This is a genomic window from Pseudarthrobacter sp. TE9888, assembly GCF_056279345.1.
Window position 1 is genome coordinate 1,741,007 of sequence record NZ_JBWBRD010000002.1, and the last position, 17,188, is coordinate 1,758,194.

Annotated in this window: 18 protein-coding genes; 13 read left to right on the plus strand and 5 right to left on the minus strand. The window is 65.2% G+C overall.

Going from position 1 to position 17,188, the window contains the following annotated elements; all coding sequences use genetic code 11:
* Window positions 1–45: 45 nt before the first annotated feature.
* A complete protein-coding gene (locus ACZ9J7_RS08765) occupies window positions 46–981 on the minus strand; it encodes a PaaX family transcriptional regulator (RefSeq protein WP_476208686.1) in 936 nt (311 codons plus the stop codon).
* Between the two features lie 170 nt (window positions 982–1,151).
* On the opposite strand from ACZ9J7_RS08765, the gene ACZ9J7_RS08770 reads away from it, so the two are divergent.
* From ACZ9J7_RS08770 to ACZ9J7_RS08795, 6 genes are all read left to right on the plus strand, one after another.
* On the plus strand, window positions 1,152–2,522 hold the full coding sequence (locus tag ACZ9J7_RS08770) for an MFS transporter (RefSeq protein WP_476208688.1): 1,371 nt from the start codon (window positions 1,152–1,154) through the stop codon (window positions 2,520–2,522).
* Between the two features lie 30 nt (window positions 2,523–2,552).
* The gene (locus tag ACZ9J7_RS08775; protein WP_476208690.1) at window positions 2,553–4,298 is read left to right on the plus strand and encodes a CocE/NonD family hydrolase; all 1,746 of its coding nucleotides are present in this window, start codon (window positions 2,553–2,555) and stop codon (window positions 4,296–4,298) included.
* Window positions 4,295–4,762, plus strand: a complete 468-nt coding sequence (locus tag ACZ9J7_RS08780; RefSeq protein WP_476208692.1) for a DUF3237 domain-containing protein — start codon at window positions 4,295–4,297, stop codon at window positions 4,760–4,762. Before ACZ9J7_RS08775 ends, ACZ9J7_RS08780 begins: the two co-directional genes overlap by 4 nt.
* A gap of 146 nt (window positions 4,763–4,908) precedes the next feature.
* A complete protein-coding gene (locus tag ACZ9J7_RS08785; protein WP_476211821.1) occupies window positions 4,909–5,229 on the plus strand; it encodes an SAM-dependent methyltransferase in 321 nt (106 codons plus the stop codon).
* Window positions 5,126–5,536 carry a hypothetical protein gene (locus ACZ9J7_RS08790; protein WP_476211913.1) on the plus strand — a complete coding sequence of 137 codons (411 nt, stop codon included), beginning with the start codon at window positions 5,126–5,128 and terminating at the stop codon, window positions 5,534–5,536. Before ACZ9J7_RS08785 ends, ACZ9J7_RS08790 begins: the two co-directional genes overlap by 104 nt.
* 346 nt (window positions 5,537–5,882) lie before the next feature.
* Window positions 5,883–6,749: an AraC family transcriptional regulator gene (locus tag ACZ9J7_RS08795; RefSeq protein ID WP_476208693.1), complete on the plus strand. Its 867-nt coding sequence runs from the start codon at window positions 5,883–5,885 to the stop codon at window positions 6,747–6,749.
* Window positions 6,750–7,334: 585 nt separating this feature from the next.
* On the opposite strand, the gene ACZ9J7_RS08800 is transcribed toward ACZ9J7_RS08795, so the two are convergent.
* The 4 genes from ACZ9J7_RS08800 to ACZ9J7_RS08815 all read right to left on the minus strand — a co-directional run bounded on the left by ACZ9J7_RS08800 (window position 7,335) and on the right by ACZ9J7_RS08815 (window position 9,352).
* Window positions 7,335–7,799 carry a suppressor of fused domain protein gene (locus tag ACZ9J7_RS08800; RefSeq protein WP_476208695.1) on the minus strand — a complete coding sequence of 155 codons (465 nt, stop codon included), beginning with the start codon at window positions 7,797–7,799 and terminating at the stop codon, window positions 7,335–7,337.
* Window positions 7,736–7,903 carry a hypothetical protein gene (locus ACZ9J7_RS08805; protein WP_476211914.1) on the minus strand — a complete coding sequence of 56 codons (168 nt, stop codon included), beginning with the start codon at window positions 7,901–7,903 and terminating at the stop codon, window positions 7,736–7,738. The genes ACZ9J7_RS08800 and ACZ9J7_RS08805 overlap by 64 nt, the downstream gene beginning before the upstream one ends.
* Window positions 7,904–8,152: 249 nt before the next feature.
* Window positions 8,153–8,542: a hypothetical protein gene (locus ACZ9J7_RS08810; protein WP_476208697.1), complete on the minus strand. Its 390-nt coding sequence runs from the start codon at window positions 8,540–8,542 to the stop codon at window positions 8,153–8,155.
* A gap of 342 nt (window positions 8,543–8,884) precedes the next feature.
* Window positions 8,885–9,352 (minus strand): MarR family winged helix-turn-helix transcriptional regulator, encoded by a 468-nt coding sequence (locus ACZ9J7_RS08815; RefSeq protein WP_476208699.1) that lies wholly within the window; start codon window positions 9,350–9,352, stop codon window positions 8,885–8,887.
* 130 nt (window positions 9,353–9,482) lie between these two features.
* Here ACZ9J7_RS08815 and ACZ9J7_RS08820 point away from each other — a divergent pair, with 130 nt between their 5' ends.
* The 7 genes from ACZ9J7_RS08820 (at window position 9,483) to ACZ9J7_RS08850 (ending at window position 17,176) form a co-directional block, all read left to right on the plus strand.
* Window positions 9,483–10,424 carry an SDR family NAD(P)-dependent oxidoreductase gene (locus tag ACZ9J7_RS08820; RefSeq protein ID WP_476208700.1) on the plus strand — a complete coding sequence of 314 codons (942 nt, stop codon included), beginning with the start codon at window positions 9,483–9,485 and terminating at the stop codon, window positions 10,422–10,424.
* A gap of 2 nt (window positions 10,425–10,426) precedes the next feature.
* Complete coding sequence (locus tag ACZ9J7_RS08825) at window positions 10,427–11,317, plus strand: amidohydrolase family protein (protein ID WP_476208702.1); 891 nt, start codon at window positions 10,427–10,429, stop codon at window positions 11,315–11,317.
* A gap of 1 nt (window position 11,318) precedes the next feature.
* Window positions 11,319–12,548, plus strand: coding sequence for an acyl-CoA dehydrogenase family protein (locus ACZ9J7_RS08830; protein WP_476208704.1), 1,230 nt, complete (start codon window positions 11,319–11,321; stop codon window positions 12,546–12,548).
* 53 nt (window positions 12,549–12,601) lie between these two features.
* Window positions 12,602–13,057 (plus strand): MaoC family dehydratase, encoded by a 456-nt coding sequence (locus tag ACZ9J7_RS08835; RefSeq protein ID WP_141183076.1) that lies wholly within the window; start codon window positions 12,602–12,604, stop codon window positions 13,055–13,057.
* A 123-nt stretch (window positions 13,058–13,180) separates the two neighbouring features.
* Complete coding sequence (locus ACZ9J7_RS08840; RefSeq protein ID WP_476208707.1) at window positions 13,181–14,506, plus strand: MFS transporter; 1,326 nt, start codon at window positions 13,181–13,183, stop codon at window positions 14,504–14,506.
* Window positions 14,507–14,513: 7 nt separating this feature from the next.
* Entirely contained in the window at window positions 14,514–16,076 is a 1,563-nt protein-coding gene (gene menE / locus ACZ9J7_RS08845) for an o-succinylbenzoate--CoA ligase (RefSeq protein WP_476208709.1), read from the plus strand.
* A gap of 104 nt (window positions 16,077–16,180) precedes the next feature.
* Window positions 16,181–17,176 (plus strand): bile acid:sodium symporter family protein, encoded by a 996-nt coding sequence (locus ACZ9J7_RS08850; RefSeq protein ID WP_476208711.1) that lies wholly within the window; start codon window positions 16,181–16,183, stop codon window positions 17,174–17,176.
* The last annotated feature ends 12 nt before the right edge of the window (window positions 17,177–17,188 follow it).

Genomic DNA, 17,188 nt, shown 5'->3' on the forward strand with positions numbered 1-17,188 from the left:
TAATCCACGGAATAGCGCAGATGTATAAAGGGTGGCAGGGAGGCTTCAGCCCTTGAGCACGAAGGGCCTGCTGTGCCCGGCAACCTCGGGCGCCAGCTTCGCAGCTTCCTCCTCCGCATAGGAACGGGCATCCTCAAGTAACGGGTTGTAGAGGGCGACGAGGATGCGGCGCGCCTCGAACAGGGGGAAATCAAGGGGCAGCAGCTCCGGGGGGAGCCCGGGGTCCTCCCAGGGGAACGCCCGCCAGGCGTCCATCACCTCGGTCCTCAGCCGAAAGGCCTCTTCCCCCGGGAGGCGTCCGCCGGCCAGGTCCTCGGCTTTGTGGCGGTAGGCGTTGATGAAGGGGGCGTACTGCCGGCGAACTTCGTCCAGGTCCCAGGCCTCGATCGGCGGACGCCCGCGCAGCCCTTCCCCGGCAGTGCGGAAGATGACGTAGTTTTCCACGCCCAGGTGCCGGCAGGAATCCTCCAGGTCGTCCGCGGTGTCCCACGCGGAAACCCACACCGCCCCATACAGGGGAGCGAACCCCAGCCATTTGAGCCGGCTCCGCAGCAGTTCGCGCAGTTCGCGCGAGCGCTCCGGAACACTGAAGGCAACCACGGTCCACATGCCATCCCAGGGCCGGTCCCCGGAGCCGAAGCCGCTGATCTGGCGCACCCCGATGTCCAGGCGGGCCCTCGCCTCCGGGGTGAACCTGTACCGGGAAGCACGCCCCGCACTCGACTGTTCCAGGACGGCGCGCCCTGCGAGCCGGCTGAGGGCTGTTGAGGCAGCGGACGAGCTGAGGCCCAGGGCCGCGGCCAGGGACACAATCAGCCGGGAGGGCAGCCAGCCGGTGTAGTCGCGCCAATAGTCCGCCAGCATCGTGACCACCAGGTGCTGCGACGCCGAACCCTTCAACGGGCGCGGGAAGTTGACTTCCTCGGCGGCAACACGGGGTTCGCTCGGCCCGCCAGGGGAAGGATGCGGCTCAGAAGTCACACCCCATCTTCGCAGGCGGACAAGGCGCAGCAAATTTACTTTGCACATTTATTGACGGTCGTCTTAAAAAGCGCATAACATTTAGCCCAGTGATCCGGCCCACATCCCGCGCCGGCACGCACAGTCCCCAGCAGGCGCCTGCTGAATCATCACTTTCCAGGAGATCCGCAATGACCGCAGGTCCCATTGGCCCGGTGACGCCGTTGTCCCCGAGTGCCACACCCGTTTCCACACCGGCGCAGGCAGGCGGCGCCAACGCCCGCCGCGCCGCCATGGCCAGCTTCATCGGAAGCACCCTTGAGTACTACGACTTCTTCATCTACGGATCAGCCTCAGCCCTGATCTTCAACAAGATCTTCTTCCCGGGCATCGACCCGTCACTGGGCATGGTGCTGTCCATGGCCACCATCGGTATCGGATATGTTGTGCGGCCCGTTGCCGCAGGCGTGATCGGACATTTTGGTGACCGCGTTGGCAGGCGGCAGATGCTGGTCCTGACGCTCGTCCTGATGGGCATCGCGACGTTCCTGATCGGCTGCCTGCCGCCGGCATCCGCCATTGGGGCGGCCGCGCCAGTCCTGCTTGTCTTCCTCAGGGCCGTGCAGGGGGCCTCGGCCGCCGGCGAATCCGTTGGCGCCGTGACCATGACCATGGAGCACGCCCCCAGCAACAAGCGCGCCTTCTATGCCAGCTGGGTCAATACCGGCGCCGTCGCCGGCATCATGCTCGCTTCCCTCGCTTTCCTGGCCGTATCACTCCTTCCTGAGCAGGAACTCCTGTCGTGGGGATGGCGGCTCCCGTTCCTTGCCAGCGTGCTGGTGGTCGGCATCGGCCTTTACATCCGCCTCCGCCTGCCCGAATCCGAAGTCTTCGAAGCCGCCAAGGAAACGGGAAGCCAGCCGGAACTGCCCATCAAGGTAGTGCTTCGCGACCACTGGGCAACCATCCTCAAGGTGATCCTGTTCGGCTTATGGAGCGTCGTCTCCTCGGTGTTTGCGGCTTTTGGCCTCGCCTACGCCGGGAAGCTCGGAGTTCCCGCGGCCGTGATGCTCACCGTCACCATCGTCACCGCGGCCCTTGGCATCGTCGTCCAGCCCTACGCCGGCATCCTCGCGGACCGGATCGGACGGAAACCGGTGTTCATAACAGGCAACATCATCTGTGCACTGGCAGCGTTCGCCTTCTTCTGGTCGATCAGCATCGCGTCGGTCCCGCTCATCTTTGCCACCGCGATCCTTTTCATGACGGTGGGCTACGGCATGGTCAATCCGCTGGGCCCGTCCATGACGGCGGAAATGTTTGAAACCAGGATCCGGTACACGGGGGCCGCCACCGCATCCCAGCTGGGCCTGGTGGTGACAGGCTTCGCGCCCGCCATTGCCGCGGGAATCGTTCAGCCCGGCCCCGTCGGCTGGCTTCCGGTGGCCATGTTTACCGCCGCATGCTGCCTCATTTCCGCCCTGGTGACAGCCGTGTGGGTCAAGGAAACATACCGTACCCGCACCGAAGACCTCGGCAGGCAGCCTGCCGCCACGGCCTAGGCACCCCCAACGCAAACGAAAGGCACGCACGTGCGCTACCCGGTCGTCGTCGACGGCGATATTGAAGCAACCATGACCGACGGAACCATCCTCCGGTCCACCGTCTACCGGCCGGACGCGCCGGGCGGCACCTTCCCGGTGCTGCTGACGCGGACTCCCTACGGGCGGGACCTGGCGGTCAACTCGGCCTACTTCAATCCCGTCACCGTTGCGGCGGCCGGGTACGTGGTGGTGATGCAGGACTGCCGCGGCAGGTTTGGCTCGGACGGCACCTTTGAGCCGTCCGTCAATGAAGCGTCCGACGGCGCCGCAACGGTCGAGTGGGCCGCGCACCTGCCGTGGTCCAACGGCACGGTTGGCATGTGGGGCCGGTCCTACTTCGCGGAAACCCAATGGCGGGCCGCCCGCCTGGCCCCTGCCGGGCTCAAGGCCCTGGCGCTCGGTGTCTCGGCGGGCGGCAACGCCAACAATGGTGCCCTGTACCGTGGCGGCGCGCACGAGCTCGGCAGCCGCCTCGCCTGGGGGCACGCCTCGATATCGCTTAACGAGCTCATGCGTGAGCATGGCGACGATCCCGAACGGCGCGGCAAGGAACTCCGGGAATGGCTTGCCCTGGATGCTGGATTCACCGATGGTTCCTGCTACGGGGTCCTGCCGCTGCGGGACCTGGAACCCCGGGTGGGGACCTTCCTCCGCAACCATGTGACGCCGTCCGCCGGCCAGGATCCGGGAAGCAGCTTCTGCCGGCTGTGGGATGCCGCGTCGGCCGAACCCGTGCCGCTGCCAACCCTCCATATCGGTGGATGGTTCGACATCTTCGCACCGAATACCCTGGACCAGTACCGCCGCCAGGCGGCCCTCAGCCGTACCCGCCGCGGCATCGAGCCCCGCCTCATCCTGGGGCCCTGGACGCACACCAACCTCTCCGGCGGCTACCCGGACATCCACTTCGGGGCGGCCGCTTCCGCCGGTGTTGTCGATGGCCATGGAGACCTTTCCTCCCTTCACACTGCATGGTTTGACGCCGTCCTCAAAGCGGATGAACAAGCACTGGCGGACGTCCCCAACGTGCTGGTCTATTTCCTGGGCGAGAACCGCTGGCGGGCCTTCGACGCGTTGCCGGAACCGTCTCGGCAACAGTCGTGGTTCCTTTCCGCCGGCGGCGAGCTGCTGGGCCACGCCCCGGATGACGGTGCCGTCGAGTACGCCTACGACCCCCTGGATCCGGTGCCCACCACGGGAGGGGCCACCATGCTGGCCGGCGCGTTTCCGGCCGGTCCGGCGCGGCAGGACGCGGTCGAGGCGCGCCCCGATGTGGCAGTCTTCACCTCCCGGCCGTTCGAGGAACAAACCACTATATTTGGCGCCGTGACCGCCACACTTTTCGCATCATCGAGCGCCGTGGACACGGACTGGGTGGTCCGGCTCTGCAGGGTGTCGGCAGACGGGGTCTCCCTGGGAATCGCCGACGGAATCGTCCGCGCGTCCTGGCGTGATGCCTATGCCGGAACCGGGCTTTTCTCGGAGGGGCATTCGCCGGCACCCATCGAGCCCGGCCGGATCTACGAGTACACCATCAGCCTCTGGGAGACAGCCCTGACCTTCGCCCCCGGGGAGCGGCTCCGGGTCCAGGTCACCTCCAGCTGCCATCCGCGCTGGGACCGGAACCTCAATACCGGCATGCTGGCCTATGAGTCGGGGGCGGCTGTCACCGCCAACCAGCGGATCCACGTGGGCGCCGCCTTCCCCAGCCGCCTGACGGTGGGGATCCTGTGAGGACGCCCGCCCCGCCGCCGCTGGAGTTCCTCGCCGAGCTCAGCGTCAACGTGCAGGCGCCCATCGACGCCGGGCCCGCCCCCACCGGCCACCGCCGGATTGTGCCGATCACCGGGGGTACCGTAACCGGGCCCTCGCTCACCGGCACAGTGCTGCCCGGGGGTGCCGACTTCCAGCTCCTGCACAGCCCGGAACTGACCGAGCTTGACGCCCGCTATATGGTCGAAACCAGTGACGGGGCATTGATCCACGTGCACAACAGTGCTTTGCGGCATGGCGCGGCGGCGGACATCGCCAGGCTCAACCGGGGCGAAGCCGTGGATCCGGCCGCCATTTACTTCCGGTGCTCCTTGCGGTTCTCCACGGCGTCCAAGGAATGGTCGTGGCTCAACCACGTGGTTGCCGTCGGCACCGGCGAGCGGTACCCGGACGCCGTGAGGATCGCCGTCTTCATCGTCCGCTGACGCCGTTACGGAGCCTTGTCGTCGCAAGGGCTTCCCGTTGAGCGTTGCGGCCGGCCGACCTCGCTGCTGTCGACGAATTCCATATCCGTGGACGGAGGGCCACGCTGGAAATCATCGAAGCACTCGGCCTTACCGCGGACTCCCATGTGCTTGATCTCGGCAGCGGATTGGGCGGCCCTGCCCGGACGCTCGCCGAGGTGACGGGGTGCACGGTGACAGGGGTGGACCTGGCACCGGAGTTCTGCCAGGTAGCGGCGGCGTTTTCGGAGTGGACAGGATTGTCCGGCCGCACCCGCTTCCACGTTGGGGACGCCACAGCCACCGGCCTTCCGGACGAGTCTTTGGATGCCGCAATGACCGTGCATGTGGGGACGAACATCCCGGAACAAGCACGCGCTGTATGCCGAGGCCTTCCGGGTCCTGCGGCCCGGCGGCAGGTTGGTGGTTTACGACGTGCTGCAGGGTGAAGGCGGCGAGGCGCATTACCCTGTGCCGTGGGCCGCCGACCCCTCAACGAGCTTTCCCGCGACCCTGGAGGACATGCGCCGTCTCCTCCCTTCGGCAGGTTTTGACGTCATCTCGGAGGTCGACTCCTCGGACGAAAGCCTTTCCTGGTTCCAGCGCATGCGTGCCAAAATCCAGCGGAAAGGGCCACCACCGGTGACCTTCGCGACCTTCCTTGGCGACAGCTTCGCGCAGATTACAGCCAACCAGGTGGACAACCTCGCAGAGCGGCGCATCCGGACCGTCATGTTCGTGTGCTCGCGGTCGTGATTATCGGGTCAGGCCCGGCGCCCAGGCCTCATAGGTTCCGGCGGCCCTAAGCCTCTACTCGCAGCCGTGTGCTGCAGGGCCTCAGCCTTTGTGTGGTGTCTCAAAACCCTAGGGATCCGAGGCAACTTTGTGTGTAGCGAATAGGGCACCTTCACCGGGCAGTTTTGCGGGCGGGGTATACGGGACACCCTGACCTGCGGCTTCACAAAGCCGCAGGCCAGCACCTGGTTGTCCCGATAGAGGACCGGCTTACGGACGGTCTGCAGTTAAGCGGCGATCGAATCGGACCGCAATAGTAGGGTGCGACGTGAACCAGACGGGCAGGCTTGTAGTCGAAGGGGGAACCGTGATCTCAGCGCTCAATCAACTCGTCGATTTCATCGACGGTCACCTCACTGAGGAGATCGATATTGATGACTTGGCTGTCAGTCTCGGCACAACGGAGTACCACCTCCGCCGAATGTTCTCGTCGCTGGCCGGTATGCCGCTCTCCGAGTACGTCCGCAGGCGCCGCATGACGATGGCTGCAACGGAGGTTCTCGAAAAGGGCGAGCTGCTGGCAATCGCAGTGCGGTATGGCTACGGCTCGACCGAGGCTTTCAGTCGGGCATTCCGATCAGTGCATGGCGTCGGCCCCGGCGACGTGCGCCGGGACGGAGGCCCCCTTCGCACGCAACCGCAGCTCAGGTTCCGCCTGACCCTAGAAGGGAACACCACAATGGACACTCGTATCGCAGATCGGCCGGCATTCCGACTCATCGGCCATTCGGCCCGCGTGGCGCTTATCTACCACGGCCCAAACCCGCAAATCCAGGCGCACATCGCCTCACTACCAGCAGCAGAGCACGCCCGGCTCAAGGAATTGAACAACACAGACCCCGCTGGCCTGCTCCAGGTGAGCGCCGACGTCGACCCGGACTACACGGAGGGCAGCGAGCTGACCTACCTCCATGGCGTCGCCGTCACCGAAACTACAACGGTGCCCGAGGAGCTCGACGCGATCGAGGTCCCCGCGGGCATCTGGGCGGTGTTCCACACCGAAGGGGCGTACCCGGCGGTTCTGCAGTCCGTCTGGGCCTCCACTGCCACCGATTGGTTCCCGTCCAACCCGTGGCGACTGCGCCCGGGCCCCTCGATCGTGGCAGTCCTTGATCGCGCCGCCGACTTCAGCACAGCGAGCTGCGAATTGTGGCTCCCAGTAGAACGCGCCTGACGGATCAGCCCGCCTGCAGGACAATGATCATGCCGGCGGGCGCACAACTTACTTTCCTACGGGATTCGGGTGCCCGGCGAAGGATCCTTTACCGCCCGCGGCACGCCCTTGCCGAGGCAACGTCGCTGAGCGAAGATCAGCGGAGAGAACCGGCAACCATCGCCGATTTACAACTAGCGCTACATGTCAGGTGAAGGACCAGATGACAAGCCAGGACATCCAGGTGATACCAAGAACGAGATGGAAGGCCATGCCGGTACAACCAGCGGCCGGAAACTATCGGCTAATCACCTTTTACGGCACCAGGATCCTCTTCGGAACGCTCCCGGTTTTCATGGTGGGAGCATTCGCAACATCCACGAGGAGCACTTGGTTCCCGCAATGGCTTTTTTACCTGGTTTCTGCGGTCCTGTTTCTCGAACTCGCTGTCATGGGGTGTGCAGCGTTTCTGGCTATCCCCAAGTACCGGTCAGAGAGAGCCCTGGGCTACACAACCTGGCCGTCCGGAGAAGAACTGGGCCAATGACTTGCCGCCGGGCCCGATAAGGGATCGTTCAACGGGCGGGGGATTCAGCTAGAAGTGCACTACGCACGCAGCGGGCGTGGGAGTTCGCGGTTCATGTCGGAGAGTCTGGGTGGATCCTGGTCCCAGACTTCAAACAAGGCGTCCAATCCGTGTTCCTTCACGGTCCGGGCTTCTTCAGGGAAGACCGGTGTGGCGTCCAGGAAGACCACGTGGTGACCGTTGTCGAGCCGAAGGGGCGGGATGAAATCATCTGCTCTTTCGAGCATTAGCCATGATCTAAAGTCGCGGCCGTCGAGGATACGCTCATCTGCCGGTGTAACCATATGGCCGGCTTCCAGGACGATTTGCTCGGCGATTACATAGTTGGCCATCAGGCCAAATGACAACCTAACGTCATCTGTTCCTGCCGCCACGCATGTGTAGAGCTCGAACCCATGGTTGTGGTTCAGCGGACCGTGAACTAAGCCATGAAGGCAAGCGTCGCGTAGAGGTGAAATGGCTTTAGTGATACTCCTTTGGGCCATTCGAGAACTCCGACCATTTCTGGATGGTCATTAAATTTCCAGTACTCCGGCTCGCCGCCGAAATGAATCTCATAGTGAGCATCCACTGCTTTTACGGTGCCCAAGCCTTACCCCCTGTCATACGTGGTCAGCACTAGCCTAGGGCCCTGAGACCTGGCGGCTGCATTCACGGAAAGACCACCTGAGCGACTTGGCTAGGCGAAACCTTCGTGTTCTGGAAAGCAAGGACCGGTAAACGATCGGCTTGCGGGCGCCGTTGGAGACAACGGCGCCCGGTAATGGATCGCCTTACGGACGCTTAGGAGCGGTTATCGCTTGACCTGTCTTATGCGGCGCCCCTGCCGCGTCCTGGGTCATGATAAAGAAAACCCGATCCCTCCGACTGCGAAAAATACGCCCATGAGCATGTACATAAATCCCATGCGCTTAATCGTCGGGACGTCGGCGAATGTGAAGCCCTCAGGCCTGATTCCACGGCTCTCCCTATAAACCCTCGACCACGTGCTCGCGGTTCCGTTGATATCTCGGAACACGTGCAGCCCAAACAGGAACAAGAACAGCCCAGCTATGCTCACACCGATGGCAACCCAGTTCACCCTGGTTATGACGCCAAGAAGGAAGGTCCCCAAGAAAAGCGAGATGAAGCACCAGTAGAAGGCCCTGGCTGGTTGGGGCAATTCTGTAAAGAGACGTTTGATCGCCCGGAGAGTCTTGATGACGCACCTTCCATCGACTGGTCGCACCTACGGAGTTTTGAGGACCTTATTCCTGACCATATATCGCGGTGGCCGGATAACGTCCTGAATGGGGCCAAAAGGCTTGACATGGTCAGGCGTCCTACGCAGTCGAAGCACCGCCCGTAAGCCGGTCGTTTACCGCGCAGTCAGGTATGGATTCTTGTATCGCAACCGTTGCTGACACCACATGCACGTTTACCCCGCACGATGAAATGCACGGTGAAGGTGCCCTAACCGCAACGCTCCAGATTGTCTCGAAACCCTTGGAATGTGAGACGCCTTAATGGTCCTCGAACGGGTTCACGGCGTTGCCCCAAGCTCGTGCAGTTAAACCCAAAAAACAGCTGCCTACTCCGAAGCGCCCCATAGAGCTTTCCGGAGCAGCCGCTTCAATTCCTGCGGCTCCTCACCGGACAGCCCGGCCAGCTGGTTCAGCTCGGCCTCGTCCATCGCGGCGCGGGCCTTCGCATGCATTTTGCGTCCCTCGGCCGTGGACACGATGATCTTGGCGCGCCGGTCCTGCTTGCCCTGCGCCCGTTCCACCAGGCCGCGGCGTTCCAGGTCGTCCACCAGGGTGACCACCTGGCTGGGGTCCAGGCTGAGGAAGTCCGCCAGTTCCCGCTGCGTCGGCTCCAGCCCGCTGCACGCCAGCGTCAGGATGGAGAAGGAACGCTCGCGCAGCCCGAAGTCAGCCAGGGCCTTGTTGTTCAGCACCGAGCCGGCGGCGTGCAGCTTGGCGAGCAGCAGGCCCACATCACTGCCGATCCTGGCTGCCGCAAGGCGGGGGGTCTGAACTTCGGTGCCCAAGGTGGCCATCACAACTCCGGTGTAAAAAACAATCGTTGACTTTTTCAATGATCCGTAATTTCATTGATTTCAACAAGGATCTCACACCGCAGTGGGACCACCCCAACGGCTTCGGCCGGCGCATGCGAAGGAGCAGGCCATGAGCTTGAACGGCAAGGTTGCAATCGTCACCGGCAGCGGGCAGGGCCTCGGCCTTGCCTACGCAAGGGAACTCGCCCGCCAGGGTGCCGCCGTCGTCATCAACGACGTGAACGCCGACACGGCCGCGCAGGCCGTCGCCCAAATCGAGGCCGACGGCGGCCGCGCCACCGCAGTGGTGGTTCCGGTGGGCACCACCGATGCAGCCAAGGCCCTGGTGGCCGGCGCCGTGGACGCCTTCGGCGGCCTGGACATCCTGGTCACCAACGCCGGGATCCTCCGCGACAAGTCATTGCTCAAGATGACGGACGAGGACTTCGACCTGGTGATCAACGTCCACCTCAAGGGCACCTTCACCTGCGTCCGCGAGGCCTACGCCTACTTCAAGGAACACAACGTCCAGGGCCGCATCATCACCATCGGCTCGCCCACCGGCCAGCGCGGCAACTTCGGCCAGACCAACTACGCCGCCGCTAAGGCAGGCATCGTGGGCATGGTCCGCACCTGGGCGCTGGAAATGAAGAAGGCCGGCGTGACGGTCAACAGCGTCATCCCCGTCGCCGCCACCGCCATGACCAAGACCGTGCCCTACTTTCAGAAGGCCGTGGAGGCGGACGAGCGCGGCGAGGCCATGCCGTCCTTCTTCCGCCACGACCTGGGCTTTGGAACGGCCGACGACGTCTCCGGGCTGGTTGCCTTCCTCGCCTCCGACGAGGCCGCCAACATCACCGGCCAGGCCATCGGCGCCGGCGGTGACCGGCTCCAGGTCTGGACCCACCCGGAAGCGGCCACCACCCAGTACCGTGAGGGCGGCTGGAGCTACGAGGCGCTGCAGGAAAACGCCGGCCAGCTGTTCACCGCCGAAACGCTCCAGAGCTACGGCGAGGAATTCCTCCCGCTGCCGGAGGACCTGAAGCCCGCACAGCCCGCCGAGGCCCGCTGACCATGGCCGACCGCTACGAACTGGGCATAGACCCGGCAAGGCTCGATGCCATCGACATGCACGTCCACCTCGAGGTGGACAGCTGCGGCCACGGCTCCCTGCCGGAGGAACTGACCGAAGCCTCGGCCAAATACTTCAAGGCCGAGGACCGCGCCCCTTCCCTGGACCGCATCGCCGAGGTCTACCGCGGACTGAACATGGCCGCCGTCGTCTTCACCGTGGACGCCCGCACCCAGCTCAAGCACGAGCCCAACAGCATCCCCGAACTCATCGCCGGTGCTGCCCGGAACAATGACGTCCTGATCCCGTTCGGCAGCGTGGACCCGCGCACCGGCGAGGACGCCATCGCCGGCGCCAAGCACCAGGCAATCGAACTCGGCGCCCGCGGATTCAAGTTCCACCCCTCCCTGCAGGGCTTCGACCCCTCCAGCGAGCGGTTCTACCCGCTCTGGGAAACCCTCCAGGAACTGGGCCTGCCCGCCATCTTCCACACCGGCCAAAACGGCATGGGCGCGGGCCTTCCCGGCGGCTTCGGCATCAAGCTGGCCTACTCCAACCCCCTGCTCCTGGACGCCGTGGCTGCGGACTTCCCGGGCCTGCAGATCATCATGGCCCACCCGTCCGTGCCGTGGCAGGACGAGGCCAACTCCATCGCCACGCACAAGGCCAACGTGTTCATCGACCTTTCCGGCTGGTCGCCCAAGTACTTCCCGGAATCGCTGGTTAAGGCCTCCAACTCCTACCTCCAGGACAAGGTGCTGTTCGGCACCGACTTCCCGCTGATCACCCCGCAAAAGTGGCTCGGGGCCTTTGCGGACCTCCCGCTGAAGGACGAGGTCCGGCCCAAGATCCTCAAAGACAACGCGGTCCGCCTCCTCGGGCTGGGTGGCTGAGATGGGCACGCTGACGACGCCGGAGGCCGCTGTGGGTGCCCGGCTCTACGAAGCAGCGGACTGGTACGACGCCGAGTCCCTCCTCACGCCCGACGAGCGCCAGGTCCTGTCCCGGCTGCGGTCCTTCCTCGATTCAGAAGCCAGGCCACTCCTGGCCGAGTACTGGGAACGCGGCGAGTTTCCGGAGCAGCTCGCCCGGCCGCTGATCGACCTGGACCTCATGGAACCAGCCGAACTCACCGGCGCCGCGGGTGCGGAACACAGTCCGGCCCGCGGCATCTACCAGGGCTTCCGGATCTTCGAACTTGCCCGCACGGACGCGTCCCTGGCCACCTGGTACACCGCCCAGGCCGGCCTGTTCCGCACCGCCATCCGCGTTGGCGCCTCGCCGGAACAGCAGGCCGAATGGATGCCCAAGGTCATCGACTTCTCGCTCAAAGGCGTCTTCTCGCTGACCGAACCGGAATCCGGATCGGACATCGCCGGCGGACTCTCCACCACAGCCCGGCGGCAGGCCGACGGCAGCTGGATCCTTGACGGCGCCAAGCGCTGGATCGGCGGCGCAGCCACCGCGGACGTCCTCGCAGTCTTCGCCCGGGACACCGCGGACGGGCAGGTCAAGGCCTTCCTCGTGGACCGCACCGCCGACGGCGTCACCCTGGAGAAAATCCAGGGCAAGACCTCGCTGCGGATGATGCAGAACGCCCACATCACCCTCACCGGTGTCCGGGTCCCCGAGGCCATGCGCCTGCACAACGTCAACTCCTTCCGGGATGTGGCGGCAATGCTCCGGGCCATGCGCTCGGACGTCGCCTGGATCGCCACCGGCATCGCCGCCGGCGCTTTCGAGGCCGCCCTCGCCTACGTCAACGAACGCCGGCAATTCGGACGGACCCTCGGTTCCTTCCAGCTGGTCCAGGAGAAACTGGCCCGCATGCTCGGCAACGTCACTGCCAGCCTCTCCCTGGTGGTCAGGCTCACGGAACAGCAGGCCAAAGGCATCTACCGCGACCAGGACTCCGCCCTGGCCAAGATGCAAACGTCCCTGTTCATGCGCGACACCGTAGCCCTGGCCCGCGAAGTAGTGGGCGGCAACGGCATCACCCTGGCAACCGACGTCGCGCGTTTCCACGCCGACGCCGAGGCCGTCTACTCCTACGAGGGCACCCACGAGATCAACGCCCTCATCATCGGCCGCGCCCTCACCGGCGAGAGCGCCTTCACCCGCTAAGCCCTGCAACACCTGCACAGCACCACAACCACACACCAGCCCAGGAGGCAACGATGCCCAATCTCGTCGTCGATTTCGACACCCTGCTCACCCTGTCCGGCAAGGACCTCGGCACCACCGACTACCGCCAGATCACCCAGGACCAGATCAACCAGTTCGCGGACGCCACGGACGACCAACAGTGGATCCACACCGACCCCGAGCGCGCCAAGGACGGCCCCTTCGGCGCCCCCATCGCCCACGGCTTCCTCACGCTGTCCCTGATCATCCCGTTCTGGGGCGAGCTGTTCGACGTCGAAGGCGTCACCACCAAGGTGAACTACGGCCTGGACAAGGTCCGCTTCACGTCTCCCGTGAAAGTGGGCTCCAAGGTCCGCATGCAGGCCACCATCGCCGACGTCACCGAGGTCAAGGGCGGCGCCCAGATCAAGGTCAACGCCACCATCGAGATCGAAGGCCAGGAACGACCCGCCGTCGTGGCCGAATTCCTGGCCCGCTTCTACAAGTAAGCCGCTTTAACAAGAAAGCACCCGCAGGGAACAACAGTTCCCCAACCCCAGGCGGCACGCCCCGGCGCCGCCGCCTCAGGCAACCCCAAAAACCCCCACATTCCTCCGTCTTTAGGAACAGCCATGTCCGGACACATCACGCTCGCACCTGCGGGCACGGCCGCCAAGCGCAAGGAAGCGCGCACGGTCATCCTGTCCAGCTATCTGGGCAGCACCATCGAGTTCTACGACTTCCTGCTCTACGCCACGGCCGCAGCAGTGGCCTTCCCCAAGGTCTTCTTCGCCGGCACGGATGAATGGGTGGGCGTCGTCGCCGCTTACGCCACCTTTGCCGCCGGGTACGTTGCCAGGCCGCTGGGTGGCGTGATCTTCGGCCACTTCGGTGACAAGGTGGGCCGCAAGGGGATGCTGATCATCTCCATGGCCATGATGGGCATCGCCTCCACCCTCATCGGCGTGATTCCGGGCGCTGGCGTGATCGGGCCGTGGGGCGCCGTCATCCTGGTGCTGCTGCGGGTCTGCCAGGGCATCGCCGTCGGCGGTGAATGGGGCGGGGCCGCGCTCATGGCGCTGGAGCACTCGGACCCCAAGCGGCGCGGCTTCGCGGCATCGTTCGTCAACGCCGGTGCCCCCACCGGCGCCGTGCTGGGCACCCTGGTGATGGGCGTCTTCTCGGCCCTGCCGCAGGACGCCTTCCTGGCCTGGGGCTGGCGCGTGCCGTTCCTGCTGTCCTTCGTACTCCTGATCGTGGGCATGTTCGTCCGCCTGCGGGTTTCTGAAAGCCCCATCTTCGCCGAGGCCGTGGCCAAGGAAGAAGCACAGGGCGCCAAGCGCAAGATCCCGCTGCTGGACGTGCTCCGCCGGCCCAAGGCGCTGATCATGATCATGTTCGCCGGGGCTGCCGGGTTCGGCCTGCAGGTGGTGCTGCCCACCTTCTCGGTGACCTACGCCGTCTCCAAGGGTGCCCCCCAGCAGGGCGTGCTCTACGCCTTCGCCGGCGCCTCGGCCATCTCCATCGTTTTCGTCCTCCTGGGCGGCCGCCTGTCGGACCGGTTCGGCCGCCGCCCCGTGATGATCGCCGGCCTGGCCCTGTTCATCGCCTACCTCTTCCCGATGTTCGGGATGCTCGGCTCGGGCAATGTGGGCATGGTGTTCGTGGCCTTTACCGTGGCGCTGATCCTGCACTCCTCCCTCTACGGGCCGCTGGCAGCGTTCGTGTCCGAACAGTTCGGCACCACCTCCCGCTACACCGGCGCCGCGGTGGGCTACCAGCTGGCCACCCTCATCGGCGCAGGCTTCACCCCGGGCATCATCGCCGGCCTCTACAAGGATTCCGGCCAGAACATCCTCCCGGTGGTGGTGTTCCTCTCCGTCATGGCGCTGGTCTCGATTGTCTTCATCGCCCTGACGCGGGAATCTAAGAACAACGACCTCACCACGGTCCGTTAGGAGAACCATGGACAACAACGGAGTTGGCTCCTGGCTGCAGCGCCGCCGCCGCAAGTCGGGCACCAAGACGGCCCTGCTGTCAGCAGCGGGCACCCTGAGCTACGAGGAGCTTGCCGAACGGACCGACCGGCTGGCCAACGCGCTCCGCGACCGGGGCGTGGCCAAGGGGGACCGGGTGGCGTACCTGGGAGAGAACCACCCCTCGTTCGTGGAAACGTTCTTCGCCTGCGGCCTCCTCGGCGCCATCTTCGTCCCGCTCAACACCCGGCTGGCACCGCCGGAGCTGCAGTTCCAGCTCCAGGACTCCGGAGCCCGGATCCTGGTCAACGCCGGCGCCCTGGAAACCTCCGCCTCCGCTGCCCTGGACGGAACGGCGGTGACCCACCGCCTGGTGATAACGGCCGACGGCGGGACGGAACCTTCCGCCGCCACGGCGCCGGCCGCCGTCGTACACTCCGTCACGGTGGAACAGTACGGGGAGGCGCTGCAGGCAGCTGCGCCCGAACACCCCGACGTGGCCGTGGGCCACGACGACGGTGCGATGATCCTGTACACCTCCGGGACCACGGGCAAGCCCAAGGGTGCGTTGCTGACGCACGGAAACATCACGTGGAACTGCATCAACACCATTGTGGACATGGACCTGAACCGCAACGACGTGGCGCTGATGATCTCGCCGCTGTTCCACGTGGCGTCCCTGGACATGGGGCTGCTGCCGATGCTCCTCAAGGGCGCCACCGTGGTCCTCGAGGCCAGGTTCGATCCCGCCCGCGTCCTGGAACTCATCCAGGAACACAAGGTGACCACCCTCAACGGGGTGCCCACCACCTTCCAGTTGCTCTGCGAAGATCCAGGCTGGGCCGCGGCCGACCTCAGCTCCCTGGACAAGCTGACCTGCGGCGGCTCGGCGATTCCCCGCCGGGTCCTGGACGCGTACGAGGACCGGGGCATCGGTTTCACCAGCTGCTACGGCATGACCGAAACAGCCCCCGGCGTCACCATGCTCCCCGTGGACAGGTCACGGGAAAAGGCGGGCTCGGCCGGCCTGCCGCACTTCTTCACGGACGTCCGGATCGCCGATCCCATGGGCGGCACGGTGGCCCAGGGCGAGGTGGGGGAAATCCAGATCTCCGGACCCAACGTGATCAAGGAGTACTGGAACCGGCCGGAGGCCACAGCCGCCAGCTATGCGGACGGCGCCTGGTTCCGCTCGGGCGACATGGGCTACCGGGACCAGGAAGGCTTCCTGTTCGTCTCGGACCGGCTCAAGGACATGATCATCTCCGGCGGGGAGAACATCTACCCGGCCGAGGTCGAAGCGGTCATCTCCGAGCACGGCGCCGTGGGCAGCGTGGCGGTCATCGGCGTCCCGGATGACAAATGGGGCGAGGTCCCGCAGGCGATCGTGACCCTTCGTGAAGGGGAATCGCTGACCGCGGAGCAGCTGCGCAGCTTCCTCGACGGTAGGCTTGCCCGCTACAAGATCCCCAAGTCCATGGTGGTGGTGGAGGATATGCCACGTACCGCCAGCGGCAAGATCCGGAAGATGGAACTCCGGAAACAGCTTTGAAAGGCTGATCCCGCCTGAGGCTGGCGCCCGGTATGGTTCCGCCGTTGTTACCGTTCACGGTCATCAATTGGCGGAACCATACCAGCCGGTGCCACCATGATTGGATGCTTGAGGCAACTAAACCCCAGAATTCGGACGGAACCCCCGTCAACCCCGCGCTCGAAGCGGAAAGCAAAATCGCCCGCATCGCGGTGACCGTGTTCCCCATCCTGGTGGTTGTCGCAGGTGTCCTCGGCTTCCTGCTCCCCGGCATGTTCAAACCCATGGCCCCCAGCGTGCCCTACCTGCTGGGCATCATCATGTTCTGCATGGGCCTGACCCTCACCCCGCCGGACTTCGCGGCGGTGGCCAAGCGGCCGTGGGCCGTGGCACTGGGGATCGTGGCGCACTACGTCATCATGCCCGGCGCCGGCTGGCTGATCGCAGGCGCCCTCAACCTCCCGCCCGAACTGGCCGTCGGCGTGATCCTGGTGGGCTGCGCACCCTCAGGCACGGCCTCGAACGTCATGGCCTTCCTGGCCAAGGGGGATGTTGCCCTCTCCGTGGCGGTGGCCTCCGTCTCCACCCTGATCGCCCCGATCGTCACCCCGTTGCTGGTCCTGTTCCTGGCCGGCTCCTACCTGCAGATCGATGCCGCCGGCATGGTCCTGGACATCGTCAAGACCGTGCTGCTGCCGGTAGTGGCCGGCCTCCTCGCCCGGGTCTTCCTCAAGAAGCTCGTCGCCAAGGTGCTGCCCGCGCTGCCGTGGGCGTCCGCCGTCGTGATCTCCCTGATCGTGGCCATCGTGGTGGCCGGCAGCGCCAACAAGATCATCGAGGCCGGGGCCATCGTGTTCCTCGCCGTGGTGCTGCACAACGGGTTCGGGCTGGGCCTTGGCTACCTTGCCGGCAAGCTGGGCCGCCTGGACGACAAGGCACGCCGCGCCCTCGCGTTCGAAGTGGGCATGCAGAACTCCGGACTGGCCGCGACGCTCGCCACCGCCCACTTCACCCCGCTGGCTGCACTGCCGTCCGCGGTCTTCTCGCTGTGGCACAACATCTCCGGGGCCATCGTGGCCGCCTGGCTTGCACGACGCCCGCTGCAGGACAAGCAAGCCTAAGAAGCCCGTTTC

Bases quoted from the DNA above. Each gene is read 5' to 3' on its own strand.
- ACZ9J7_RS08770 (WP_476208688.1), top strand. From the start codon at position 1,152: ATGACCGCAGGTCCCATTGGCCCGGTGACGCCGTTGTCCCCGAGTGCC.
- ACZ9J7_RS08790 (WP_476211913.1), top strand. From the start codon at position 5,126: ATGTGGGGACGAACATCCCGGAACAAGCACGCGCTGTATGCCGAGGCC.
- ACZ9J7_RS08800 (WP_476208695.1), bottom strand. From the start codon at position 7,799: ATGGCCCAAAGGAGTATCACTAAAGCCATTTCACCTCTACGCGACGCT.
- ACZ9J7_RS08815 (WP_476208699.1), bottom strand. From the start codon at position 9,352: ATGGCCACCTTGGGCACCGAAGTTCAGACCCCCCGCCTTGCGGCAGCC.
- ACZ9J7_RS08820 (WP_476208700.1), top strand. From the start codon at position 9,483: ATGAGCTTGAACGGCAAGGTTGCAATCGTCACCGGCAGCGGGCAGGGC.
- ACZ9J7_RS08825 (WP_476208702.1), top strand. From the start codon at position 10,427: ATGGCCGACCGCTACGAACTGGGCATAGACCCGGCAAGGCTCGATGCC.
- ACZ9J7_RS08830 (WP_476208704.1), top strand. From the start codon at position 11,319: ATGGGCACGCTGACGACGCCGGAGGCCGCTGTGGGTGCCCGGCTCTAC.
- ACZ9J7_RS08835 (WP_141183076.1), top strand. From the start codon at position 12,602: ATGCCCAATCTCGTCGTCGATTTCGACACCCTGCTCACCCTGTCCGGC.
- ACZ9J7_RS08840 (WP_476208707.1), top strand. From the start codon at position 13,181: ATGTCCGGACACATCACGCTCGCACCTGCGGGCACGGCCGCCAAGCGC.
- menE (WP_476208709.1), top strand. From the start codon at position 14,514: ATGGACAACAACGGAGTTGGCTCCTGGCTGCAGCGCCGCCGCCGCAAG.
- ACZ9J7_RS08850 (WP_476208711.1), top strand. From the start codon at position 16,181: ATGCTTGAGGCAACTAAACCCCAGAATTCGGACGGAACCCCCGTCAAC.